This window comes from Paenibacillus sp. J22R160, from assembly GCF_059692135.1.
The window spans coordinates 1-25,050 of the sequence record NZ_JCAUAU010000006.1; the positions used below are offsets into that span (position 1 = coordinate 1).

General features: G+C 49.3%; 22 protein-coding genes, 1 pseudogene and 2 other annotated features. Of the genes and pseudogenes, 5 read left to right on the top strand and 18 right to left on the bottom strand.

Features of this window, described 5'->3' with window-relative positions; genetic code table 11:
* Positions 1-528: 528 nt before the first annotated feature.
* From AC58UW_RS15410 to AC58UW_RS15445, 8 genes are all read right to left on the bottom strand, one after another.
* Positions 529-2,904 (bottom strand): hypothetical protein, encoded by a 2,376-nt coding sequence (locus AC58UW_RS15410; RefSeq protein WP_497421532.1) that lies wholly within the window; start codon positions 2,902-2,904, stop codon positions 529-531.
* Between the two features lie 366 nt (positions 2,905-3,270).
* Positions 3,271-4,836: a 2-isopropylmalate synthase gene (locus AC58UW_RS15415; protein WP_497421533.1), complete on the bottom strand. Its 1,566-nt coding sequence runs from the start codon at positions 4,834-4,836 to the stop codon at positions 3,271-3,273.
* 342 nt (positions 4,837-5,178) lie between these two features.
* Positions 5,179-5,432: a binding site (T-box leader), on the bottom strand.
* Positions 5,433-5,469: 37 nt separating this feature from the next.
* Positions 5,470-5,720 (bottom strand) — a binding site (T-box leader).
* A 74-nt stretch (positions 5,721-5,794) separates the two neighbouring features.
* A complete protein-coding gene (gene tsaD / locus AC58UW_RS15420; RefSeq protein WP_497421534.1) occupies positions 5,795-6,865 on the bottom strand; it encodes a tRNA (adenosine(37)-N6)-threonylcarbamoyltransferase complex transferase subunit TsaD in 1,071 nt (356 codons plus the stop codon).
* Between the two features lie 21 nt (positions 6,866-6,886).
* A complete protein-coding gene (gene rimI / locus AC58UW_RS15425; protein WP_497421778.1) occupies positions 6,887-7,339 on the bottom strand; it encodes a ribosomal protein S18-alanine N-acetyltransferase in 453 nt (150 codons plus the stop codon).
* Between the two features lie 53 nt (positions 7,340-7,392).
* Positions 7,393-8,217, bottom strand: a complete 825-nt coding sequence (gene tsaB, locus AC58UW_RS15430; protein ID WP_497421535.1) for a tRNA (adenosine(37)-N6)-threonylcarbamoyltransferase complex dimerization subunit type 1 TsaB — start codon at positions 8,215-8,217, stop codon at positions 7,393-7,395.
* Positions 8,214-8,705 (bottom strand): tRNA (adenosine(37)-N6)-threonylcarbamoyltransferase complex ATPase subunit type 1 TsaE, encoded by a 492-nt coding sequence (gene tsaE / locus AC58UW_RS15435; RefSeq protein ID WP_497421536.1) that lies wholly within the window; start codon positions 8,703-8,705, stop codon positions 8,214-8,216. Before tsaE ends, tsaB begins: the two co-directional genes overlap by 4 nt.
* 117 nt (positions 8,706-8,822) lie before the next feature.
* Positions 8,823-9,005: an H-type small acid-soluble spore protein gene (locus tag AC58UW_RS15440; RefSeq protein ID WP_127453533.1), complete on the bottom strand. Its 183-nt coding sequence runs from the start codon at positions 9,003-9,005 to the stop codon at positions 8,823-8,825.
* Complete coding sequence (locus tag AC58UW_RS15445; protein ID WP_497421537.1) at positions 9,002-9,187, bottom strand: hypothetical protein; 186 nt, start codon at positions 9,185-9,187, stop codon at positions 9,002-9,004. Before AC58UW_RS15445 ends, AC58UW_RS15440 begins: the two co-directional genes overlap by 4 nt.
* A gap of 174 nt (positions 9,188-9,361) precedes the next feature.
* Here AC58UW_RS15445 and ku point away from each other — a divergent pair, with 174 nt between their 5' ends.
* On the top strand, positions 9,362-10,234 hold the full coding sequence (gene ku, locus AC58UW_RS15450; protein ID WP_497421538.1) for a non-homologous end joining protein Ku: 873 nt from the start codon (positions 9,362-9,364) through the stop codon (positions 10,232-10,234).
* Between the two features lie 76 nt (positions 10,235-10,310).
* On the opposite strand, the gene AC58UW_RS15455 is transcribed toward ku, so the two are convergent.
* The 3 genes from AC58UW_RS15455 to AC58UW_RS15465 form a co-directional block, all read right to left on the bottom strand.
* Positions 10,311-11,255 (bottom strand): ATP-dependent DNA ligase, encoded by a 945-nt coding sequence (locus AC58UW_RS15455; RefSeq protein ID WP_497421539.1) that lies wholly within the window; start codon positions 11,253-11,255, stop codon positions 10,311-10,313.
* Positions 11,256-11,388: 133 nt separating this feature from the next.
* Entirely contained in the window at positions 11,389-11,544 is a 156-nt protein-coding gene (locus AC58UW_RS15460) for a hypothetical protein (protein WP_497421540.1), read from the bottom strand.
* Between the two features lie 64 nt (positions 11,545-11,608).
* Positions 11,609-12,790, bottom strand: a complete 1,182-nt coding sequence (locus AC58UW_RS15465) for a YhgE/Pip domain-containing protein (protein WP_497421541.1) — start codon at positions 12,788-12,790, stop codon at positions 11,609-11,611.
* Between the two features lie 180 nt (positions 12,791-12,970).
* Here AC58UW_RS15465 and AC58UW_RS15470 point away from each other — a divergent pair, with 180 nt between their 5' ends.
* The gene (locus tag AC58UW_RS15470; RefSeq protein ID WP_497421542.1) at positions 12,971-13,585 is read left to right on the top strand and encodes a TetR/AcrR family transcriptional regulator; all 615 of its coding nucleotides are present in this window, start codon (positions 12,971-12,973) and stop codon (positions 13,583-13,585) included.
* Positions 13,586-13,651: 66 nt separating this feature from the next.
* On the opposite strand, the gene modB is transcribed toward AC58UW_RS15470, so the two are convergent.
* Positions 13,652-14,296, bottom strand: a complete 645-nt coding sequence (modB, locus tag AC58UW_RS15475) for a molybdate ABC transporter permease subunit (RefSeq protein WP_497421543.1) — start codon at positions 14,294-14,296, stop codon at positions 13,652-13,654.
* A 26-nt stretch (positions 14,297-14,322) separates the two neighbouring features.
* The gene (gene modA / locus AC58UW_RS15480; protein WP_497421544.1) at positions 14,323-15,180 is read right to left on the bottom strand and encodes a molybdate ABC transporter substrate-binding protein; all 858 of its coding nucleotides are present in this window, start codon (positions 15,178-15,180) and stop codon (positions 14,323-14,325) included.
* A 170-nt stretch (positions 15,181-15,350) separates the two neighbouring features.
* On the opposite strand from modA, the gene AC58UW_RS15485 reads away from it, so the two are divergent.
* Complete coding sequence (locus AC58UW_RS15485; protein ID WP_497421545.1) at positions 15,351-16,307, top strand: helix-turn-helix transcriptional regulator; 957 nt, start codon at positions 15,351-15,353, stop codon at positions 16,305-16,307.
* Here AC58UW_RS15485 and AC58UW_RS15490 read toward each other — a convergent pair.
* A complete protein-coding gene (locus tag AC58UW_RS15490; RefSeq protein ID WP_497421546.1) occupies positions 16,304-20,377 on the bottom strand; it encodes a sulfite reductase subunit alpha in 4,074 nt (1,357 codons plus the stop codon). The genes AC58UW_RS15485 and AC58UW_RS15490 overlap by 4 nt on opposite strands.
* Positions 20,378-20,600: 223 nt before the next feature.
* Positions 20,601-21,032 carry a MarR family winged helix-turn-helix transcriptional regulator gene (locus tag AC58UW_RS15495; protein WP_497421547.1) on the bottom strand — a complete coding sequence of 144 codons (432 nt, stop codon included), beginning with the start codon at positions 21,030-21,032 and terminating at the stop codon, positions 20,601-20,603.
* Between the two features lie 124 nt (positions 21,033-21,156).
* On the opposite strand from AC58UW_RS15495, the gene AC58UW_RS15500 reads away from it, so the two are divergent.
* The gene (locus AC58UW_RS15500) at positions 21,157-22,449 is read left to right on the top strand and encodes an arsenic transporter (protein ID WP_497421548.1); all 1,293 of its coding nucleotides are present in this window, start codon (positions 21,157-21,159) and stop codon (positions 22,447-22,449) included.
* Between the two features lie 149 nt (positions 22,450-22,598).
* Positions 22,599-23,146 (top strand): annotated as a pseudogene (locus AC58UW_RS15505) (DUF2238 domain-containing protein).
* A gap of 18 nt (positions 23,147-23,164) precedes the next feature.
* On the opposite strand, the gene AC58UW_RS15510 reads toward AC58UW_RS15505, so the two are convergent.
* The 3 genes from AC58UW_RS15510 to AC58UW_RS15520 all read right to left on the bottom strand — a co-directional run bounded on the left by AC58UW_RS15510 (position 23,165) and on the right by AC58UW_RS15520 (position 25,033).
* Positions 23,165-23,491: a YnfA family protein gene (locus AC58UW_RS15510; RefSeq protein ID WP_407869546.1), complete on the bottom strand. Its 327-nt coding sequence runs from the start codon at positions 23,489-23,491 to the stop codon at positions 23,165-23,167.
* A gap of 245 nt (positions 23,492-23,736) precedes the next feature.
* Entirely contained in the window at positions 23,737-24,462 is a 726-nt protein-coding gene (locus AC58UW_RS15515; RefSeq protein WP_497421549.1) for an anti-sigma factor domain-containing protein, read from the bottom strand.
* Positions 24,463-24,466: 4 nt separating this feature from the next.
* Complete coding sequence (locus AC58UW_RS15520; RefSeq protein WP_497421550.1) at positions 24,467-25,033, bottom strand: sigma-70 family RNA polymerase sigma factor; 567 nt, start codon at positions 25,031-25,033, stop codon at positions 24,467-24,469.
* Between the last annotated feature and the right edge of the window lie 17 nt (positions 25,034-25,050).

Consider the following 25,050-nt stretch of genomic DNA (forward strand, 5'->3'; position numbering starts at 1 on the left):
CTCGCGATCAGCTTCCGCTTGGAAGCTGCGTGAGAGGGCCTTTTGGGACTGCTCAGCAAGATATCTTGGTGAAAGCTTGGGTTTTCTCGCTCTGAGAAAGCCATAAAGGCCCTCTCGCGATCAGCTTCCGCTTGGAAGCTGCGTGAGAGGGCCTTTTGTGACTGCTCAGCAAGATATCTTGGTGAAAGCTTGGGTTTTCTCGCTCTGAGAAAGCCATAAAGGCCTTCTCGCGATCAGCTTCCGCTTGGAAGCTGCGTGAGAGGGCCTTTTGGGACTGCTCAGGAGAAACTACTTCCCTTTCATTATACTTAACGGTATTTAACAACGTTAAAATAGCCGAACTCTAAGTTCAGCGCTACTTAACGCTGAAAAACAGCTCTAACTGCAGCCGCACCTCGTAAATTCAAACCACCATCGTTTTAACGTTGTTTTTCAGCGTTAAAACGATGGTGGAAGCCTGGGACTTACCATTAACGATGTTAAACATCGTTAATTGGTACAAGGCCGCTGAACAAGCTGCGCTGCACGTTAAGCATCTTGCTCTACTGCCAGCTCCCGCAGCCGCAGCAGCAGCAAAGGAACCGCGACGAAAACGATCATCGTCGCGGCGGCAACAATGCCGGAGTCATTCAGCAGCAGCGCTGCTATGGCTCCGATCATATTGGCGGAAAACCCGTACATCCAGTACGGGTTTCTGTGCTGCCACACGCGCATGCGGCCGCGAGGACGAAGCACTAACACAGCCATCACGAAGAGGCTCGTGATAAGCACTTTGCTCCAGACGGATGCACGAAGCAAGTGCACGTTCATCCGCAGCTTCCGCACGATCAGATGGCCGATCTGATCGAACTGCCCGGCGCGCAGCGCGTGAAACGCGCGCCCGACATGGCTCTCCCGCGCGAACGCCGCGGGAGAATCGGCGCTGTTGAGCAGCCACAGCGCCCCAACCCCCAGCGCGAGCAGCGCCGCCAGCAGGGCCGAAGCCCTGCCTAGGCGCAGCTCGCGCCAGCGTTCGCCGGCGAAGCACTGCGCGCCGGCTACGCCGAAGGCGACCGCGGCGCTCAGGGCGCCGCCCGCGTTCGCGCCAAGTGACGGTGCACTCAGGCACACAGTCACGAGCAAGAACGCAGCGCATGCGGCGAGCGCCGCCGTGCGCGAAGCACGCGTGCCGCGAGCGGCATGACGGCGCTGCAGGGCCGCCGTCACGCCGAGGACTAGGGCGCCGATAAGGACGCCCATGTACTCGTTGCCGATGCCGTAGTAGCGTGCGCCGATCATCGGATCATAGCCGAGCACGGAATATTTCATCGCGTGCGCACCTGTACAGGCGTCCAGCACGATAATTGCCGCTATTCCCACACCCAGCCAAATCATCGCCGTTGTTTCGCTGTATGCGGCCAGAATCAAAGCTAGGAGCAAGCTACCCACGACGAAACTAAATACGAGGGCAATGATCGCTCCATCGATCCCGAGTTGAGATGTTAATGGCACAGCCAGCCACCCCAGTAACAACATAACGGAAGGAGCAGTCAAAAGTGACAGCAGCAGTATCCGCAGAACGCCATGACCTGGAACTGCCTCTTTTTTTGCATGAAAGGCAGTGCCCCTCCTTTTTACCCACATAACATAGATCAAACTGAGCAGGAGGACTATCATCTCAAAAGTGGCAAAGGGATACAGCAACGAGGGTCTGCTGCGATAAATCATCTGCATGCTGCGCAGATCCTTAACAAGCTCATCTAGTGCAGAGCTCACCCCAGCGGAAGCTAAAGGGATCCCTATCAGCCCAATAGGAATTGGGATTTTGAACTCATTCAGCAGTGTGCTTGTGAAGTCTTGTGAAGTGACAATCCCCTGTCTTCGAGTAGATTCCGAAACAAGGAGCCCTCCTCTACCTTCTGTTGTGTAATGAAGGATTGGGGATAAGTACATTTTGCTTCTGGCTGCTTCCGCGTTAACCTCAGGCGAGAACATCCACAGGCTGTCTATTCCAGGCTGCATCCCCTCCATCAATTGCCCCAACCACTGATCCATGTCACGCAGTACTAATCCTTTGAGCTCATTAAACCGATCCTGATCATAATGCGTTTTCTCACTGTACAATCTATACAGATCCCCAAATTCAACTAGAGTGATACTTGGCTGCCGCCTATTTTTCCACAACGACGCTAGCTGTGCATAATCGGTACTCATACCACCTGGTCTGTCCACAACAGCTATCGCCGCATCGTCACCCAGTTTCCCGTTATCCACAATTCCATTGGTATCCATAAGCATTAGAGGAGCAAAGCGACGCAGTTGTTTTTGTTCGAGGTGCATGCCTCTTCCCAAATCACTGCTTCCTAGCACGGAACGATGAACGCCATATGTTTTGAGCAAATCACCCAATACGCCTACGCCATAGGCTTGCTCCTTGTTAAGCCGTTTGAGCATCGCTAGCTCAGGAACAATCAGGGAGTCTTCCTCCAGAAGACTAATCTGATTCCCCTCCAATAGACCTGTATACCGGTTCATAAGCTCCGAAACGCGAACACCGTGTCTGGACTCATTTGCCTCAAAAGCCAACGCCTCCACAATCCCAGCAGCGGGTTCACCTGCCCCCAAAGAGGCATAGACATCCCGCATCGAACGGTTTGCCGTACGAATATTCATAGCACCAACTGCACCTGACTCTGTCATTTGCTTAAAATGAGGCAGCACCGACAGCTGATCGGGTTGAAGCTCTAGAAAAGAAAGACCGGGTATTGAAACCACGGTCACCTGTTTTGTTCTTTCGTTTCGGTCAGCACCCTTTAAATTGTGGATGGTTGTGTCATCATGAGCCACTACTGTCCCCCAACTTGTGGACAACTGCAAGAAAAAACCTAAGATACCCACAATCCAGACCCTTTTTCTAAACTTCATGGGCATTCTCCTGCTGTTTTTGCTTTTAGCATTTTCATCCATAGGGGAAAGTATCCACTGCTTGATTGTTCCGAAAATTTAAAATGAGCCCTCCATCGTCTATTTTCCATGTGTATAGCGTTATCCACACAAAAAAAGAAGGGCGAAATCCGCCCCTCTTAACGCTTTTCTGTTGTTTTCCACAATCTTATCCACATTATCCACAAAAAACTGTTCAAAAGTTATTCGACAAATTCCGCCTTTACAACCATTGATTTATGGGGGAATTTTAAAGTTATGCACATTATCCACAGGGCATGTGCATAACTTTGTTCACAAGTCGTGTATATAACTAAGTTTTCTTACAATTCAAGTGAATCCATTCCGTTAAGAAGCTGTCGTTACCTCACTTGAACCTGCAGGCTGACCTTGCATCCGAATGGCTTGGTTACACGCTGAGATAAAAGCCTTCGCAACAGCAACAAGCACATCTTGGTCGATACCTGTATTCTTATAGGTTTGACCCTCTACCGTGATCGTGACTTCCGCTTCACCGGTTGCTTTTTCACCTGTGGACAAGGAATGCAGCTCCAGATCGGAGAAATCCACATCCATCGGGATCGCTTGACGAAGGCTTTGAACGATTGCCTCAATCGGGCCTTCGCCTGTGCCTGAGTAGACATTCTCGACACCTGTCTGATTGTTTCGAACCGAGACGGAAGCAACACGATTGCGATCACTGCTAGAAACAACCTGCATATGTGTCAGCGTGAATGGCTCCATTTGCCCATCAACCGTTGAACCAACAAGCTCTAGCAGTTGATCGTCGGTCACCATCTTCTGCTCATCGGCTTTTTCCTTGAACTTGGTGTACAATGTATCCAGCTCTTCTCCTGAGAGTTCAATGCCGAATTGGCCTACGCGATGTTTCAGCGCATGTCTTCCGGAATGCTTGCCAAGAATGATCATGGAGCGTGGAATACCCAGCTTTTCCGGGTCCATAATTTCGTAGGTATTGCGGTTTTTCAGCAAGCCATCTTGGTGAATGCCCGCTTCATGCTGGAACGCATTTCTTCCAACAATCGGCTTGTTATAAGCAATCGGGAAACCCATGATTCGGCTGACCATTTTGGATGTGTTGAAAATTTCACTGGACACAATCCCTGTCTCCACACCCATCGTTTGCTTGCGAGTCTCTATCGCCATCACGAGTTCTTCAAGTGAACAGTTTCCTGCGCGCTCTCCTACCCCGTTCACTGTTACCTCTACGTGTGTGACACCAGCCGCAATAGCCGCAAGGCTATTCGCTACAGCAAGACCCAGATCGTTGTGGCAATGTGCACTGTACTCAACCGTATCTCCGCCTCTTACACTTTGACGCACTCTGCGGAACATCGCCCCGTATTCTTCTGGCAGCGCATAGCCGACTGTGTCAGGGATATTCAGAATCGTTGCGCCTTCTGCGATGACCGCCTCCAGCACTTCGAATAGGAATTCGTCCCCGGTCCGGGTGGCATCCATCGGCGAGAATTCAATGTTGTTCACGAACTGCTTCGCATACGCAACCATAGATCGAGCCATCTCAACGACCTGTTGACGGGATTTGCGAAGTTGGAAATCCAGATGGATGTCCGATGAGGACAAGAACATGTGGATACGGCGCGACGCCGCGTCTTGCGTAGCTTTGATCGCTGAATCAATATCAGCCTTCATCGCGCGGGCAAATCCGCAAATTTCTACGCTTTGCAGCTCACGTGAAATTTGCTGCACCGCATGAAAGTCGCCAGGACTCGAAATCGGGAAGCCAGGCTCGATCGTATCTACGCCCATTTTCGCCAATTGTCTCGCGATACGGATCTTTTCCTCCGGATAAAGAGAAGCTCCCGGCGCTTGCTCCCCGTCTCTAAGCGTTGTATCAAAAATGCGAATGCGGCGGTTTGTGTTATTTTCCATGGTTCAATTCCTCCTTGAGTTTGAGCCAATCTTTGTTGGCTATGGTTTGAAGTTTATTGTTGGTTGGTAACTAGTAACTGGAGACACAGGCCTTGATAAGCGGAACCTCGTTCCGTTATTTCTGCGAAAAGGTCAGGTTAGTAAGCTGAAGCGGAACTACAAGGCCTTATCCCCTCTCATCGGGCCAAGTTTTCACCCAAATCTGCGAAATAGCGGAACGTAGTTCCCGTTCCCACACTTGAATAGCTATTTCATTGAAATAGCGCCCTGCAGTTCCCCCCTCCATCTGCTCGGAGACGTCGCAGCCGTCCAGGAGACGACAAAAAGACCCGTCATCTCCACATAAGAGACGACGGGTCTTCACCCAGCGCGGTACCACTCTTGTTGGCTCCGCCTAACGAAGCCCACCTCAGACATAGCGGTTGCTATGTCACCCGATCACGGAGGTCATCCGTTCATCCCTAACAGCAGGTGAAACTGCCGATCAGGATGACCGCTTCCAAGCGAGTTCAGGGCATTCACGGTCTGCGTCGCATCACCCCGCAGCTTTCTGTACCGTAAAGCGAGCCCTTACTACTCTTGTTCATTGCGTTTGTTCTATATTTGAAAACCAAAAAGACCTGCCATCTCTATATAAGAGACGACAGGTCTGAACCTTCCGCGGTACCACTCTAATTGATCCGAGCTGTTACGCTCGAAACCACTCATGTCCCTGATCACGGGGGTCAACCGTCAAGACCTACTTGGGTGCTGGATCCTTGGCATCCTTATCAGCCTTACCGCTCCCGGGCGAGTTCTGGTCACGTTTCGTCTGTGCTTTCACCAAGCGCACAGCTCTCTGAGCGAAACTGAGGTTCCGTACTAATCCCGTTCGATGCGTTTTAAAGTATTGATTGTGATTATAATATGCAGATTTGGCAAAGTCAATACCGTTATCTGAACATTTATTTTTTTCAGACTACCATTCTTCAAGCTTGAGCTGCGGCTCAGCTTTGAGCTCCATGGTGTCGAACTCCTGCTTGTCCCACTTGAGGAAAGCGGCTGCGCCTATCATCGCAGCGTTGTCCGTACATAGGGCGTGCGGAGGCACCAGCAGCGGCACGTCCAATTCCCCGCAGCGCTCAGCAAGCGCACTGCGCAGCCCTTTGTTCGCCGCGACTCCGCCCGCGAGCAGGAGCTGTTTGGCGCCGTATTCACCGACGGCGCGCGCCGCTTTCTCGACAAGCACGTCGATGACGGATGCTTGGAAGCCTTTGGCGATTTGCGCGGTTTGTACGGCTTCGCCGCGCATTTTGCTTTGGTTGACGACGTTCAGCACAGCGGATTTCAACCCGCTGAAGCTGAAGTCGTAAGAGTCTGCCTCGAGCCACGAGCGCGGCAGCTTGATCTCGGATTCGGCTTCCTGTGCAAGCCGATCGACGTGGGGGCCGCCAGGATAGGGAAGCCCCATGGCTCTGGCGATTTTGTCGTAGGCTTCGCCAGCCGCGTCATCGCGTGTTCGCCCGATGATGCGGAATTTGCCTGGCTCCTCGAGCAGCACAAGCTCTGTATGCCCGCCGGATACGACGAGGGATATAAGCGGATATTCCAGCTCGTGTACGAGCTGATTCGCATAAATATGCCCTGCAATATGGTGGACACCGATAAGCGGCAGATCCAGTGCGCAGGCAAGCGCTTTGCCTGCAACAACGCCAACCAGCAAAGCCCCGATCAGACCAGGGCCTTCTGTAACGGCAATCGCTGACAGTTCCTGAAGAGATACACCTGCTTCTTCAACGGCTTCCTCCAGCATCCACGTAATCGACTCAACGTGCTTCCGGGAAGCCACCTCAGGGACAACGCCGCCAAAGCGCTGATGCGTCTCAATCTGGCTCGAAATGACATTCGAGCGTATGATTTTGCCATTTTCGACAATCGCTACAGAGGTTTCATCACAGCTAGTTTCAATTGCCAAAATATAGACAGGTTTACTAGATTTATCTGCTCTTTCTTCCGTAACTTCTCGTTGCTGTTGATCAAATTTACTCACATTCTTCACCTGCCGAAAGCCTCAATCCCCGAGACTATCCTTTCTTCTCTTAGGCAAATCCGCCCACATAATGACCGCATCTTCACGATTATCCGTATAGTAGCCTTTACGTACACCAACGGAGCGGAAGCCGACTTTTTCATACAAATTTTGCGCCACATAGTTCGTAGCCCGCACCTCGAGCGTCATTCGAATCGCCCCAAGAAATGCGGCAGTTTTCATCAACTCACGTATTAGACGCTCGCCGAGCTTACGACCTCTATAGCTGTCGCGGACAGCAATATTCGTTACATGCGCTTCTTCCATAATGAGCCACATACCGCCGTATCCAGCGACCTCGCCGCCTATATCCATAATCATATAATGAGCGAACTGATTGTTCGTTAATTCATTTTCAAAAGCACCTTTTGTCCATGGTGTCGTAAAGGCTTCCTGCTCGATTTCACAAATAAAGGGAATATCTTCCATGTCCATGGAGCGAAAAACCAACGTTTCTTCCGTTGTCTGCGGCTGATGTTGTTCCACGATCAATTCCCTCCCTTCTTCACCTGGATGCCGGCTAGCAAATTAGCTTCAGCTTCCGGCAGTCTTGTGTAATTTGGCACAAACGTATGCACATCTGCCTTCTCACCTTTGGCTAATCGCGGATAAGCAAGCTGGCCAATAAATTGGGCTTCGATTCCGTAGGAAAGCTGCTCCAAGCTCCCCTTCCAATCTTGCGCAAATTGAGCAAGTTCTTCGCTGAAGCCCTCCGTTTCGCCTACGAAGAGGATCTTATGTGGCGCTCGCACAGGCTCTTCACTTGCTGCCTGTGCGAACAATTGAGTAAGCCATGGCCCAATGACACGTATGCCATCCGGCAGTACTTCATGCCAATCTGCAGCTAGTGCCTCTTGATCGGACATCGGTGAAACACCAGAATAAGCGTAAACGGCAGTGAACGCCTGTTTGCGCCTTCCATCCAATAGCGGCACGACCCACGTAAGTCCCTTATTGCTCTTGTCCTCCTGCTTCATCGCTCCGCCAAGCGCCATGGCTTCCAAGCTCGAAACGCCGATAAGATCTAGGCCGAGCGACCAAGCAAATGTCTTGGCTACGGAAACAGCAATACGCACCCCTGTATACGAGCCTGGCCCTTGGCCCACTGCAACAGCGTGCAAATCTTTCGGTTTCAGCTGTAACGAAGCCAGCAAATCTTGAATATGGGGAAGCAGTCCGATGGAGTGATTCCGTTCAGCATGTGAACTCACCTCACCCAGCATCTTTCCGTTCTCTAGAATCGCAACGGTCATCGCTGAAGATGAGGTATCGATGGCTAAGCATCGTCCTGTATGATTTGTCCGGTCTGTCATTGTAAATGTCCGTTCTCCTTCATCTGCACACACCAACTCACATACGGATCCCCGTGCGGAGTTAGGTGAAACACTCTGGTTTGATCCCCCTGAAGGGATATCTTAATGGCAAGTCGCTCCGGCGGCAGAAGATCTTCAATTAGGCTTGACCATTCAATTAAGGTCACGCCAGTTCCATAGAAGTAATCCTCCAGCCCCAGCTCGTCCGCCTCTTCTTGCGAAATGCGGTACATATCCATATGGTAGAAAGGAAGCTTAGCTCCCTCATATTCTTTGATAATTGTAAATGTAGGGGAATTGACGTATTCTTGAATGCCTATCGCCCTTGCAAAGCCTTGTGAAAATCTCGTTTTGCCTGCTCCCAAATCACCGTCCAGCGTAAGGACGGAGCCGGGGGTCAAATAGTCGGCCAGTAATTTCCCCAGTGAATCCGTATCTTCCTCATGCTGGGAGTAGAACGTAAATGTGGATTGAGCCAGTGATCTCATCCCCTTCTTCCAAATGCGCTTGCTTGCTCCTATTATAGACTTCGCTAGTAGGCAACAGCAACCTGAAATGAAAAAAAGCCCGCTCCGAATTGCTTCGGGGCAGGCTTGCCATTTCCGTCAGTGAACTTCTTCTAGCTCTTGAACGGTCACTAATCGGGAATCGGCCGGATTTTCTTCCGCATGAACCTTAGCGAGCGCTTTGCTGGAGTCGACACTGTCGATCCAGACGGGAACGCCGTTAAGTTCAACCGTAATCTTTTCATCAGCGGCTAAAATTTCCTGAGCGCGATGAAGGTTCATGGCTCATCCAATACGGATTCTGGATGATCCATCGTATCCGTTGTCGAGGATTCGATTAATCCGTTATGCATGGTGACATTGCCGCCTCCCAAGCCCTCATTGATCATGCGGTCAATATCCATAAAATGATCATCTTTTCCCTGATCGCTCGTATCTTGGGATGCATTTGAATCTTGTGCCATCCGTGAATCCCTCCTTAGCATTAGCTTTGCCTATGACAAGCTGCTTAGCATTAAACTTGCATCTTTAACGTACCCACTCCATAAACAAACCATTCTCTTAAAATGCCTCCGTATAAAGGAAAGAAATCAAGAGAATACTAGTACAATGAAGCTCATTCGGGGAGGAATCAAGCGATGCATACGGTTTGGAAAGGCGCTATCTCTTTCGGACTTGTACATGTGCCTGTGAAAATGTTTTCGGCTACGGAAGATAAGGACATCTCCATGCGTTATATACATAAAACCTGCATTACCCCGCTAGCTTATGTACGCAAATGCCAGACTTGCGACAAGGAAGTAGAGTGGGATGAAATTACGAAAGGCTATGAATATGAACCGGGCCGTTTCGTCCTTTTTGAAAAGGAAGAGTTGGAAACGATCTCAGGAGAAGCGAATAAAGAGATTAAGATTCTGGATTTCGTCAACTTGACAGATATCGACCCTGTTTATTTTCAAAAAACGTACTATTTGGGACCTGGGGATACGGGGGCTGGCGCTTATAATTTGCTGCTCGATTCGATGCGCCAAACCGGCAAAATCGGTATCGCCAAGGTTTCAATCCGCTCCAAGAGCTCTCTGGCCGCGATTCGTGTCATCGAGAACTGCTTGGCGCTCGAAACCATTTTTTACCCCGACGAAATTCGTCCTATCTCGCAAGTTCCTAACTTGCCCGAGAAAGTGACCGTGAACGAGCGTGAGTTGGATATGGCAAAAATGCTGATTAGCCAGTTATCTTCTCCTTTTGAGCCAGAGAAATATAAAGACGAATATCGGGGACGATTGCTAGAAGCTATCGAGCACAAAATTGCAGGAGAAGAAGTGCAAGCCGCGCCTGCTCTGCAAAAAACGAGTGTTATCGACCTTATGGCTGCGCTGCAAGCTAGCCTTGACGCCACCAAGTCCTCCGATGACGGCAAAGTAACATTGAAAACAGATACAAGTGTTACGGAGGAAAAGAACCCAAAAGCCAAGCCTCGCGCCAAAAAAGCGAAGGAACCTGTCACGTAGAAAATCGCTTAAAAGCCTGCCCGGTTAATGATAAACCGAGCAGGCTTTTCTATGCGGATTCAACGCACACAACAAACTAGAATTGTTTAAAATTACACGCCTCGGGAGATACGGCTACAATGGATTGAATGCTAGGCTGGCGTAAATTTCTGTCTCGCGTCCAGGCCATATAATTGATTTTGACCGTAATAAGGGGCTGGATCCAGATGGCTTCTTTGGACCTTTCGGGGGTATTGATAAACGGTCTTTTCTCCAACACCATTTTATCTGTGACTTCGGTTAACGATCTCCAATCGCTTTGCGTCAGTTTGCCGGTTCCTGCATGACCTATGTACCAAAGCTCCCCGGCATCGTCATAAAGCCCCAGCATAATAGCATTAACTAAGTTCCCTCTCTTCGTTACCCCGCCTATGACAGCGACAAGATCATGAATAATTTTCTTTTTCATCCAGCGTTTATCTTTGCCATTGAGTTGGTATTTGCTGTTTGAATCTTTGATCACAATACCTTCCATGTCATGCTGCTCCATAACGGCATATAGCGAGGCAGGATCGGAATGATTGGGGACTAGCTGAATCATCTCACTCGTTGAGACCACGCTGGTTAAGAGCTGCTGCCTCTTATGTAATGGCTGATCAACGACCCATTGTCCATCATGAAACAGGATGTCAAAAATCATATAAACGACGGGGACTGTTTTTAGGAGCTGCGGAATGTTCTTGGAGTTTCTTACACCATCTCTTCGCATGATTTCATGAAAAGATGGCTTCCCGTCTTTGAGTGCAATAATTTCCCCGTCTAAAATGACTGATTTGGCTTTGCAGTAGGATGAAATATTCGCTATCTCAGGGTATTGCATCGTTCGATCGTTTAATCTCCGGTTGATGAGACGGACTTCGCTGCCATCGAAATACGTTAGCATTCTAACGCCGTCCCATTTAATTTGCGCCACCCAATCGCCAGACTCGGGCAGAGCTTCAGTGCTCATCGGCTCGAAAGGAATTACAGGCGTTAGTTCCATACATTCCTCCACTTGTTTAATCGGTATTCTTCATTATTTCCATCCCCGGAAAAGAAAAACCCCTCAGCCTTAGGCTGGTGGGTTGGATTGAAGAATTTCGAATGGGCAACTGAGGGGTGATTGCTGGAATACTTTAATTAACGCCGATTTCTCCTGCTATATTCTGCGATTGTTCCACTTTTACCCAAGTAACTGGAGTTTCTACCTCTAATTTCGCCGAATCTACCAGATTTCGGGTAGTTACGGACGAATTAGCTGGAGTTTCTACCGCTATCTCATTCCCTGCCACCAAGCAGCGCAGATTAACGGTAGAATTTCCAGCTATTTCAGTTACGTTTGCGCTGCGGTTGCGGCTACAGCTGCGACGCCGGCTGCCGCGCAGGCTGGTCCGCCTTGCGAGGCTTGAACACGGATAACGCGGCCAAGATCAAGCCAGCAGCAGCCATGCCAACAAGCACGTAAAGACTGTGGCTCAGTGCTCCTTCACCATCGAAATACATGATGCTGCGAAGTCCCGCAGCCGCATAGCGGAAAGGCGTCCACGAGTACAGCCAGTCAGCTGTTACTTGCGGCAACAATTCCTGCGGCATGCCGATAACCGGCATCGAGAAGAAGAAGATGAGCACGAGCAGAACCATCGACGGTAGTCCGATCCAGTTGAGCAGCGCCGTCTGCACGAGGAAGAATGCCACCGCCATGAGCCAGAGGTATAACCAGGTTGACCCAAGCTGCGCAAATGCCATGCCATACCAGGCATGCGCCATCCACAGCATGAACGCCGAGGCGATTGTAACGAGGAGCACGCCAGCTGTCAACTGAGAGGTGATTGTGCCGGTGAGGCTCTGTCTATTTCGGCCGTGCTGCTGAGCAGTAAGGAACATGAACGCGGATGTCACCATACAGGCAAGCCACAAGATTTGCACAAGCAGGTTCGGCGCTCCGCCATTCGCATTGTTCGAGCCAGCAGGATGCACGGATTGCTCCGTCACTTGGAACGGATGCAAGAGCGCGCTTGCCGCGGACACTGCCATCTGCTGCGTATGCTGTCCTATTTGGCTAAGCAATTGTCCCGCAAGCTGCGAGCTTAGTGTGTTCGTTGCCTGCTGCAGAATCATTCGAACAGCCGATACAGCTTGCGTATTGGTCCCCTCGTTCAACATGATGCGGACAGTTGCTGGCTTCGGAGACGGCGACTGCAACGATACGATACCCGAGCTTAAGTCTGCTGGGAGCACCAAAGCGCCGTACACCTTCTGCTCGTCAAGCTGGGTTGCAAGATCAGCTTCTGAGCTGACCTCCACCCATTTTACCGGCAGTTCAGCGATGCCCTTCAACTTCTCTTTCACCATCTCTCCGACCGCTAATGTGCTGCCATCAGGCAGTGTAGCTGGCTGATCGAGGACAACGAGTGCCACAGGCAAGTTTTGAGGTTTAGCGTTCAGTACTGACCCCATTAAAGCAAGCCCAAATACCATGATGACGACGAAAACGACTGCGAAACCTATACGTGCAGTCTTCATTTTGAAAAAAGACATGAACATGACCTCCTAATTTATAATCAACAACATGTTGAATAATAACCACATTGTTGATTATAATCAGGATTAAGAAACGTTCAATGCCCAATACTTCAATGATATGTTGAGTAATGAACAGCTTCGGAAAACACTGTCGATAATCGGGAAAAATAATTCGTTTCGAGGGGAGAGTTGGGCATGACAGAGAAGTTAGACAGAAGAAAAGCGAAGACCAAACAAGCACTTCGCGAAGCCCTTGTGGCGCTTATTAAAGAAAAAGGGCTCGAGACCATCACGGTCAGCGATCTAACACGCAAAGCAAATATTAACCGTGGTACGTTTTATTTGCACTATAGAGACGTGCTAGATTTGCGTGAGCACTTCAAAGCTGAAGTCAAGGAAGGGCTGCTGCGCATCGTCGCGCATTTGGAGCCAAGGGATATGTTTAACCAAGCTTCAGAAGGTAAAGTATATGACGGGCTTATTCGACTGTACGAATACTTCGATTCGCAGGCGGATTTCTTCGAGGTCATGCTCGGCCAGAATGGGGATTTGTCCTTCTCTAGTTTAATGAAGGATACAATCCACTCCCACATGTACCGCAAGTTGATTGAATCTCAGCCCCATAACGTTCTGCTGGTGCCGGCCGATATCTTGATCGGCTACGTATCTTCCGCCCACTTTGGCTTCATCCTGGAATGGATCCGAAATGGCCGACAACAAACCCCAGCTGAGCTAGCCAAATATATGTGTGATATCATGTACCATGGTCCACTCAGAGCGCTTGGTTTCATGCCACCTATGACGACATAAAAGCAAAACAAAGAAACTACAGAGCACTATTTCGACCAAATGACGAGATAGCGACCTATCGTTTCTTCAATTGACACTTTTGCGATTAACGAACAAAACCAAACCAAATGAGATAACAATAATCGCCCCTGCCCAGCACCATGCAAGGGTCTGGTTTCCAGATTCCACGGCAATATAGATAGCCGTAGGCAACGTCTGTGTCTTATGCGGAATGTTGCCAGCAATCATGAGGGTTGCGCCGAATTCGCCCAACCCGCGGGCAAAACCTAATATGTAAGCGGCCGTTATCGAACGCCATGCGAGTGGCAGCGTGATGTAACGCAGCACCTGCCACTCCTTGGCACCCGATGACCTTCCTGCATCCTCCACATCTCTGCTAACGGAGGCAAAGCCTGTTTTCATCGTTTGATATACAAGGGGGAAAGCTACCACAATCGAAGCGACGACGGCAGCACCCCATGTAAAAATGATGGACTGATTGAATAGCAACTCCATCCCTGCGCCGATCCAGCTCTTTTTGCCTAGAAGCACCAGCAAGATGAAGCCAACAACGGTCGGCGGCAGCACCAATGGCAGCAGGATCGCTGTTTCTACAAAGGACTTCCCGCGAAAGCTTCGCCGCGACATTCCCCAGGCCGCCAAGCCGCCAAGGAAAAGGACGAATACACTAGATAGAGCGGCTACTTTCAGAGAAAGCAAGATGGGATCCATGAATTCACGCCAAGTGATTTGTTCGATCATTTCGGAATCGTGAACCCGAATTTCACAAAGACATCCTGCGCTTCTTTCGTCTGAAGGTAGGCATAGAAATCCGCAGCCTCTTTGCTGTGCTTTGTCGCTTTGACAATACCTGCCGGGTACTCGATAGGCGTGTAGGTTTTGGAATCGACACTTAAAGCAACTTTCACTTTTTGGGAAGTCAGCGCATCCGTTTTATAGACGAAACCAGCTTCTGCATTTCCTGATTCTACATAAGTCAGTACTTGACGAACGTCTTTCCCCTGTACGATTTTGGCTTGCAGCCCATCCCAAAGCTTTGTTTGCGTCAGCGCTTCTTTGGCATAGCTTCCTGCCGGAACCGTCTGCGGCTCGCCAATGGCAACGTGCTTGATTCCTTCACTCATTAAATCTTCTACCTTCTGAACTGCCACTTTGCCATCAGCCGGTACGACAAGTACCAATTCATTGATTAGCAGGTTCTTCTGCTGTGCGGGATCAATCAACTGTTTATCAACAAGTGCTTTCATATTTTTGGTCGCCGCTGATAGGAAGACATCAGCCGGAGCTCCTTGCTCAATTTGCTGCTGAAGCGCCCCAGAAGCCCCGAAGTTAAAGTTAAGTTTCATTTGTTTATTTTTGCCTTCGTAACTTGTTTGAATCTCTTTCAAGGCATCCGTTAAACTGGCAGCAGCAGATATGGTCAATTCCACTTTCTCCGCCGGTGTTGATGCTGGTGTTGGTGACGGTACAGCTGTTTGCGTAGTCGCTGCTGGAGTTGCCGCCGATTGTTCTTTGGTGCTAGCACACCCTGTGAACACGATTGAAGCAATAATTAGAAAGGATAAGACATAACCAAACAGTCCTTTTTCGAACAAAATAACCCCTCCTTTATCATTAATATATCTATTTAAATATAAATAGCATGTTTTAGTATTATTCTATTATATAATCACTCTTTTTTCTAGAAGGGATTGCGATTGTCTTCCACCATAGATCCGCTTATGATAGAAGATAACGAAATAACCGAGAGCCACGGAGGGCAACCATGACAGCCGAAATATCCTATACCACGGAAGAAATCGCAAAACTTTTAAAAATCTCGAAACTAACGGTCTATGATCTCATTAAAAAAGGCGATTTACCCGCCTATCGCGTGGGAAAACAAATGCGTGTAGACGCCTCGGACTTAGAGGCTTATAAAACACGTGCCAAAGGCGATATGGTCACTACCCACAAAACGGACAGCGCGGAATTGTCGCCGCTAACCACACCGACAGCCGCATCTCCGGTATCCAAAAATACGCTGGTCATTACCGGACAGGACGTCAGCTTGGACATTTTGGCCAAACATATCGAGAGAAAAATCCCTAACAAATGGCCTCTGCGATCTTATGTAGGAAGCTTGGACAGCTTAATCGCCATGTACAGAGGGGAAACCGACATCGTGAGCACACACCTCTTGGATGGCGACACGGGAGAATACAACATTCCTTATGTACGCAAAATTCTGATCGGCTCCTCTTATGTTGTCATCAATCTCGTCTCCAGATCGGCAGGTCTCTATGTCCAGCAAGGAAACCCCAAAAAGATTCACAGCTGGGCCGATCTCAAGCAGCAGGGTCTTCGGCTGATTAACCGGGAGAAGGGCTCCGGTGCGCGCGTTTTGCTCGATGAGCAGCTCCGCCTTCATGGCTTTTCCTATCGAGATATGATCGGATATGAGCATGAGGAGTCGAATCATATGGGCGTAGCAGGCAAAGTGGCTCTTGGAGAAGGAGATTTCGGTGTGGGTATCGAAAAAGCGGCATACATGGTCGGTGGGGTCGATTTCATTCCGCTCATTCAGGAGCGCGTTGATCTTGTTATGTTGAAGAAACCAGAGAATCTGGCATGGATAGAGAGCGTAAAAGAAGTCCTGCAATCCGAGGTTTTCCATAACGAGCTTCGCCCCATCCAAGGATATAATCTATCCCAGACAGGGCGCGTTCTATTTGAAACTTAATAGACATCTTTCGCATATCGCTTTGTATGCGACATTTCTTTCACATAGCTCTCAGTTTCACTCGCGCTCATGCCGCTATGCTGCTGAATAATTTGTTTCAGCGTAGCATCGACCTCTTTGGCCATCGAGCTGGCATCCCCGCAGATGTAGAAGTGAGCGCCATCCTTTAGCCATCCCCACAGTTCTGCCCCATGCTCCAGCATGCGATGCTGGACGTAGATTTTCTCCTCTTGGTCGCGCGAAAAAGCGGTATCCAGCCGATGCAGCGTTCCCTCTTGGAGCATGGTCTCCAGCTCCTCTTTGAAGTAGAAATCACACGCTGCACGCTGTTCCCCAAAAATAAGCCAGTTCTTCCCTTTGGCCCCAGTTGCCTGGCGCTCTTGAAGAAAAGCTCGGAAAGGCCCAATTCCTGTGCCCGGTCCGATCATGATCATCGCAGCGTCCGGATTGACTGGCGGCCTGAAATGAGCGGACTTTTGGATAAAGAGTCCAACCTCGCCTTCATCCTGGACGCGATCTGCCAAGAAGCCGGAACAAATGCCGGTCCGCGGTTTGCCTTCCATTTCGTAGCGAACGGTTGATACGGTAATATGAACTTCATCAGGTTTCGCTTTGGGGCTTGAGGAGATGGAATACAAACGGGGCTGCAGTGGTTTTAACACTTGCAGAAGCTCCTCCGCAAGGACATCCTTGCTCATCGGATAAGCTTGTAAGACATCAACCAGTTGGCGGCCCCAAAGCCATTTCTTCAATTCTACCTTATTTTTCAACAAGTTACTTAGCGTTTCGTTATTAACTCGCTCCTGGATGAACTCCAGGATACCCGGTGTAACCCTGGCAATTTCGAAGTGGCGACGAAGCGCCTCGGTTAGCGTCATCTGACCTTTCTCTTTTACAGTTACCTGCGTCAACGGATCCAGCTTTACTGCTTCCAAAATATCAGAGACCAGCTTCGGATCATTGGTTGGCCATACACCCAGTGCGTCTCCTGCCTCGTAAGGCATCCCGCTGCCCGCCAGATCAAATACATAGTGACGGGTTTCTTTCTCGGAACCCTCGCCGTTCAAAAGCCGACCCTTAACAACTCGTGTAGTTAATGGATGATTGCGGTCATAAGTAGTTTGGGTTCCTGTGGTAACCGCAACCGGCTCACTTAGACTCGTCACAACAGTTTTCATCCACGATGCAGCCTGTTCCTCGTAATCCGTATCGCAATCGACACGCCCGTTAAGACGCGTAGCGCCTAACTGCTCCAAGCGCGCATCCAAATTGCGCCCAAAGCCGCAAAATAGATCATAGTTGGAATCCCCGAAGGCCAGAACAGAGTATTGCAGCTCAGGCAAACGCGTCATCGCTTCTCCTTTTAGCGCATTCCAGAAGCTTTCGCCGTTATCCGGTGGATCTCCAGCACCGAACGTGCTGACCAGGAAGAATACATAACGTTCCGACCTCAAATCAGCCATTGAATAAGCGTTCATATTCATGAGACGCACGTTGTAACCAGCTTCTTGCAACTTCTGCGCGCATTGGATAGCAGCACCTTCTGCATTGCCTGTTTGCGATGCCCAAAGTATCGATACTGGCACTTTATCAGACAGCGTTGTTTCAGCCGTCTTCACTTCTTGCTGGGTTTCCGGTGTTAACACAGGTAACGCCGCTGTTTCAGGAAGATACGTGCGGGAGAACATTCCAGCCAGCATGCCATCCAGCCAATACCGCTTGGAAGCCTCCAAAGGCGCCGTAGGAGGCAGAACAGGAATACCAGGCACCGGACGCGATTCTCCCGCTCTGAGACTTGTCAAGAATCCGGAAAGATACATCTTCTCATGATTATCCAGCGTCATTGACGGGGATGATTGAATGCCGAGCATCGTTGCAATCGCATCTATAGGTGCCATTGTAGCCATCTTCACTTCCTCCTTCTGTTTAACTAGTGAAACAGCACAATACTTTAGTTCAGGTTGATAGGAGATGCCATCAACCGCATCACTTGTCACCTCGTTAATCGCTAACTTCTCTCCGAACACATCATTCCAATGAAAAGGTGCGAAGCAGTTCCCCGGCCTCACGCGATCCGTAATGACCGCAGGCAGGATGGCAAGCCCGCGACGCGAGCGAATTTCAATTTTGTCCTGATCCTTGACGCCGAGCGACTCGGCATCCTCTGGGTGAATCTCGAGGAATGGACCGGGATTCAGTTTATTCAGCGTCGGTATTTTGCCCGTTTTCGTCATGGTGTGCCATTGATGCTGCAAGCGGCCCGTATTCAATACGAAGCTGAAATCGGAGTCCGGCATTTCAGCCGGCGGCAAATAAGGTCGAGCCAGGAAAATCCCTTTACCGCTCTCCGTCGCAAAAACAATGCGCGGACGACTTCCGTCAGCAAGTTCTTTCAAATGCTGGCTGACTCCGTCATTCAAGTAACGAATCGGATTACGATTATTCTGACGGTCTGGCGCAGCCGGCCATTGTATCGGTGTTTCGCGCAGCCGTTCATAAGAGGCTCCCCGAATATCGTAGCCGGTTTTAGGATTCCATGCTCGCTGTATCTCCTGATACACTTCCGCTGAGGATCCATAGGTGAACGCATCGGAATACCCCATCTCACACGCAACCTTGGCGATGATCTGCCAATCCGGCATGGCTTCGCCGGGCGGCTCAACCGCCTTCTCCATCAGCGTCAAATTCCGCTCGGAGTTGATCATTACGCCTTCGGCCTCCGCCCATAAGGCGCCGGGAAGCAGGATGTCCGCATACGGATTCGTCTCTGTCTCATTGAACGCATCCTGCGCGATGACGAGCTCGGCTGCCTCAAGACCTGCAATCACATTCTTGCGATTAGGTACCGTGGCCACTGGATTCGTACAAATAATCCAGCAGGCTTTGATATCTCCGGCTTTCATGCTCTCGAACATCGATACAGTGCCTGTGCCTGCTTCGGTCTTCAACGTTCCCCGCGGTACGCTCCACATGTCTTCGATGAAATCCCTGTCGGCTGGTGCCAGCACGGATCGCTGCCCTGGCAAGCCAGGTCCCATGTACCCCATCTCCCGGCCTCCCATTGCATTAGGCTGGCCCGTAAGGGAGAAGGGCCCGCTCCCTGGACGGCATATGGCGCCTGTTGCCAGGTGCAGGTTGCAGATCGCATTGGTATGCCAAGTTCCGTGAGTGCTCTGGTTCAGCCCCATCGTCCAGCACGTCATCCATTCCGGCGACTCGCCAATCCATAAAGCGGCTTTACGGATGTCCGCTTCGGGGATGCCTGTTAGTTCAGCTACTTTATCCGGCGTGTAGTCTTCAAGGAATGCCGGCATGCTCTCCCATCCAGACGTGAATTCCGCTATAAAAGCCGGATCCGTGTGGCCGTTCTTAACTAGCAAGTGCAATAAACCATTCAGAAGCGCCAGATCAGTCCCAGGCTTAATCTGCATGAAAAGCCCTGCTTTGTCTGCTGTCGCGTTACGGCGGGGGTCCACCACAATCAGCTTAGCTCCCGCTTTCACCCGATCCATCATGCGAAGAAAGAGGATGGGATGGCAGTCAGCCATGTTAGCACCAATGACGAAAAACAAATCCGAGCGGTCCATGTCCTGATACGATCCTGGCGGGCCATCTGCCCCAAGCGACAACTTGTAGCCGCTGCCAGCGCTAGCCATGCATAAGCGGGAGTTGGATTCAATGTTATTCGTGCGGATGTAGCCTTTTGCCAGCTTGTTAACCAGATATTGGGCCTCCAGCGACATTTGACCTGACACATAGAAAGACATAGCATCCGGGCCGTACTTGTCAACAATAGAACGCAACCGCTCCGCTGTTTCCTTGATGATATCAGCCATCCCAATTTTGACAGGCTCTTTCTTACGCCCTAGACGTTTATATGCGTACTCCATCCGCCCAGACTCTGCGATAGCTTGCGCACAGGTGTTACCCTTGGTGCACAGACGGCCAAAATTGGTTGGATGCTCCTTATCACCCGTCACTTTGAGCACTCGGTTTCCCGACACCTCAAGCACAATTCCGCAGCCAACACCGCAATAAGGACAGACGCTTTTCACTTTGTTTGTTGTCATGTTGGTTCACCAGCGCTAACGTGCAAGTTGCACGAATTGATTTTGTAAGAATGTAAGAAAAGTGACATGATTATAAACGAGTTATCTCTACTTATAACAAAATATATATCGTAATGCGATAAAAATCAAGTAAATATGTCAATTTACATAACATTTAAATGCCAATTTCCCTGAAACAAAATCAATTCAAGTTATATGTGTTATGTTATGTGACATAAAATCACTATTCATCTTCAGGGAATTCCAAAAGCCCAATATTTTTCAATTCATTCATATGAATTTCAGAAAGGTCTTCCAATATGCGCATACCAGACTCCGACAATCGAATAAAAATGCTCCGGCCGTCATCCGGATTAGGCACTCGATACACCAATTGAAGCTGTTCACAGCGGTTAATCAATTCCACACAAGCGTGCGGTGTAACTTGCAAGCGTTCGGCAAGCTCCTTCGGCGTTGCATAATCTCGTCCCGGGAACCCCATGATCGCCAGCATGAGTTGATGATTTTGCGGTGTGAGCCCATGCGCTCTTGCAGCCGACTCACTGAAATGAATAAACTTTCGAATCTGATATCGAAATAAAGCAAGCTGCTCGTAGACCGCTTTGGGTAATCGTTCTTTGGACATAATCGGCACCTCGAAAATAAGATACATCATTTTAACACACTACTTCGATATATAGGTACGGTTTGCCACTCTTTATCAAATCTTTTGATTTAAGCATTGACAAATGATAAAGGAACTATGAAAATGTTGAAGAAATCCGAGTAGGGAGGAACACATGATTTATCTAGCAGTCCTTATTTTTTTACTTACGATTACATTCGTCATCTGGCAGCCACGGGGACTAAATATTGGATACTCCGCTTCGGCAGGCGCTATATTGGCGCTTATTTGTCAGGTTGTTTCCCTGCAGGATGTCGCCACAGTTACAGGGTTCGTTTGGAATGCGACACTGGCTTTTATCGGCATTATATTGATTTCTCTAATCCTAGATAACATAGGGTTCTTTGAATGGGCAGCCCTCCATATGGCGCGCATGGCCAAAGGGAACGGCAAACGCATGTTCATTTACGTCATCCTGCTGGGAGCCGCGGTTTCTGCCTTCTTTGCCAATGACGGTGGGGCGCTCATCTTGACGCCAATTGTTCTGGCGATGGTCCGGGCTTTAAAATTTCCGGATAAAATGATTCTCCCGTTCATCATGGCAAGCGGTTTTATCGCGGATACAACTTCCATTCCATTCGTTGTCAGCAACTTGGTGAATATTGTTTCAGCAGACTTTTTCAATATTGACTTTACCACCTATGCGAGCCGCATGTTCGTCACTAGCCTTTTTTCATTAGGAGCAAGCCTGCTGGTGCTTTATCTGTATTTCAGAAAAGATATTCCTGCGGATTATGACGAGACTCATCTCAAACAACCATCAGCCGCTATTAAAGATCTTGTACTTTTCCGACTTTCCTGGGTCATTCTAGGCGTCCTGTTAGCGGCGTATTTGGCAAGCGGATTCGTTAAAATCCCTGTTTCCTTTATTGTAGGAATCGCTGCGCTCGTTTTCACTCTGCTCGCCCGCGGCAGTAAGGTCATCCAAACAAAGCAGATCGTCAAAGACGCCCCTTGGGCTATCCTTTTTTTTTCAATTGGCATGTATGTTGTCGTATATGGCTTAAAAAATACCGGCTTAACCAATGCGTTGGGAGAATTAATTGAAGTCATTTCGGGGCACGGTCTGTTGGCCGCCTCGATAGGCATGGGGTTCCTGTCAGCGATTCTCTCCTCGATTATGAATAATCTGCCGACCGTATTGATTGGCGCACTCGCTATTAATGGCACTGAGACAGACGGCCCGATTCGAGAAGCTCTCATTTATGCCAACGTGATTGGCTCTGATTTGGGACCTAAAATGACACCCATCGGGTCGCTGGCGACACTGCTTTGGCTCCATGTTCTTTCGAAAAAAGGGGTAACCATCACATGGGGCACTTATTTTAGAATCGGCATCATCCTTACGATCCCTACCCTGTTTATCACTTTGCTTGGTCTATATGTGTGGTTGAAGGTTATTACCTAGGGACTGCATGACGTTTGCATTTATGTCCACACTATAAGAATAAGCGTATTTGCTATTTAAGTAGTAAAGAGGTGAAGGTGATCCTTATGGGTAAAAAGCAGTGGCCTTTGTACGTTATGCTCGCCGTGTTTGCCGTGTACTGGATGTTTATGGCTATCTCACCAACGGATCGTATGCAGTGGCTGATGGAGAATGTACTGCTCGTCTCTGTCATACTTGTCCTTCTTTTCACGTATAAAAGATTTTCTTCTCTCAATTGTCCTATTTGTTCATCTTTATCTTCTTATGCTTTCATACCTACGGAGCTCATTATACCTATCAAGGCACCCCATTCGACGTTTGGTTGAAGGCTGCCTTACATACCCATCGAAGCTACTATGATCGGGTTGTGCATCTCCTGTTCGGGCTGCTATGGGTATACCCTGTCCGTGAATGGCTAAACCGTGTCGGCGGGATGAGTGGCTTGTGGTCCTATGCGATGCCAGTGGCGGTCGTTTTCGGGTTCAGTTCCTTTTTCGAAATCATAGAAATGGGGGCTGCCTATGTGGCTGGCCAAGCTGGCGAGGCGTATGTCGGTATGCAAGGGGATGTCTTTGATTCAGAAAAAGATATGGGACTCGGTTTAACAGGGGCGCTTATTGCGATGTTGCTGCTCGGCTGGAAGCGCAAGCATGATAAATCAAAGCTTGCCCATTGATGCAGGCATAAGTCTCCCCTAACCTCGAGGCGCCCATAACATGATAGAAACACCTATGACACAGACAACGGCACCGGTCCAGTCGTAAAGATCAGGTGTTTTTTTGTCGATGACCCATCCCCATAACACGGCAAGTATGATGAATACTCCGCCATAAGCTGCGTACACCCGCCCGAACGAGGGGAAGCTCTGCAAGGTTGGAATAATCCCATATACGATGAGGATGATACTGCCCACGATACCGTACCATAAAGGCTTGGACTCTCGCAGCCATAACCAAACGAGATAACCCCCGCCAATTTCTGCTAGCCCTGCAACAACAAAGATCAATATGGATAACAACACGGTTTCAATCTCCTTACTGGAAAAGATTCGGCCAAGGCTGACCTTGGTATTTTAAGCCATCATCTGAAATTTGCCCCGCCTTGTCAAGGAATTCCCGTTCCCGATACCGCCTCCACAGGAGAGGAACTACAGGACGCTATTTCGGTAAAATACGAAGGATTCGCATCGGCACGCTTCCACACCAAAAAAACGAATACGCTGCACCGTGAACCAGTTCACAAAGCAGCGTATTCGTTTGCGTCCATTTAGGAAGTCCCCAATATCTTCTTCCCGCGCGGCTGCAACCCATTGGGATCGGGTTCAAGCGTAACGCCGAAGGAATCGATCTGGAAATCCTTGCCCTTTACCGGAATGCTGTAAGTCAGCACGCCTGTGCCTTTCTCATCAACGCGGAGCGTTCCACAGTTATACCGCTTGCCGTTTCGGTTGAACCAAACCTGGTACGCGGTGTCCCCTTTTGTCTCTTGAAGTCCTTGCAAATTAATGACCACGTTGTGGACATCGCCGTTCTGAAGCACCCATGCCGTTCCTGAAGCAGCTGGCATTGTACTCTCTACGGACTTTAATTGGAACGTATGCATGATTTCCGCAGGCTCACTTAAGCCTGGGTTCGCTGAAAGCGCTGAATTCTTCGGTTGACCATTCCACCATATCCCCACAGCCAACCCTAAGATAATAGCAGCCGATAATCCGTATATCCACTTGAACGAACGTTTTTTCTTGTTTTTTATCGCCTTGAGCTTAGGTGGCAGGATGGACTGCATGACCTGCTGTTTCAAATCTGATGGCACTTCCACTTCTTCCATTTCAAAAGGCAAAGCCTGCCAAACATCCTGCAGGTCCCTTAATTCTTCGCGGCAGCTGGCACAAGTTCGTAGATGACGCTCGAAAGCCGCGCGTTCTAGCTCTGTGCAATCCCCAGTCAAATAGTTGACCAAGTTATTGCAATCGACAGTTTCATGTTCTTTCATGACGTCATCCCTCCCTCAGTGATGTCAGGTGCTTACGAAGTATTTTTAAACATTGATGCAAACGGCTCTTGATCGTGCCGACCGGTTCGTTTGTTCGAGTGGCAATCTCGCTTAAAGAATAGCCTTGCCAATACATCATATCGATCAATTGAATCTGACTCTCGGACAAATGCACATAAGCCTCGTGAATTTGTTCCCCAATCCATTTTCGCGAGATAACGGACTCAGGATCTGGAGCATCAGAAACAAGGGTATGTTCCCATTCTCTAGGTTCGAAACGGATGACTTGCTCAAGGCTACGTTTCTTCCTTAAATAATCAATCGTTATATTCCGCGTAACGGTAATGATCCAATTCACATATCCGCCTTTGCTTGCGTCATAGCCCTTCTCCGTCGTCCAAAGACGCGTAAAAACAAGCTGAACAATTTCTCTAGCCGCTTGTTCTTCCTTCAGAGATTTCAGCGCAAAGGAATACACTAGCTTCGCATAACGATCGTAAAGTTCTTCCAACGCAGGATGGTGTTTACTCAAGACCAACTTCATGAGTTCGGCATCCGTTCGATTTCGCATATTCGGCACACTCCGAG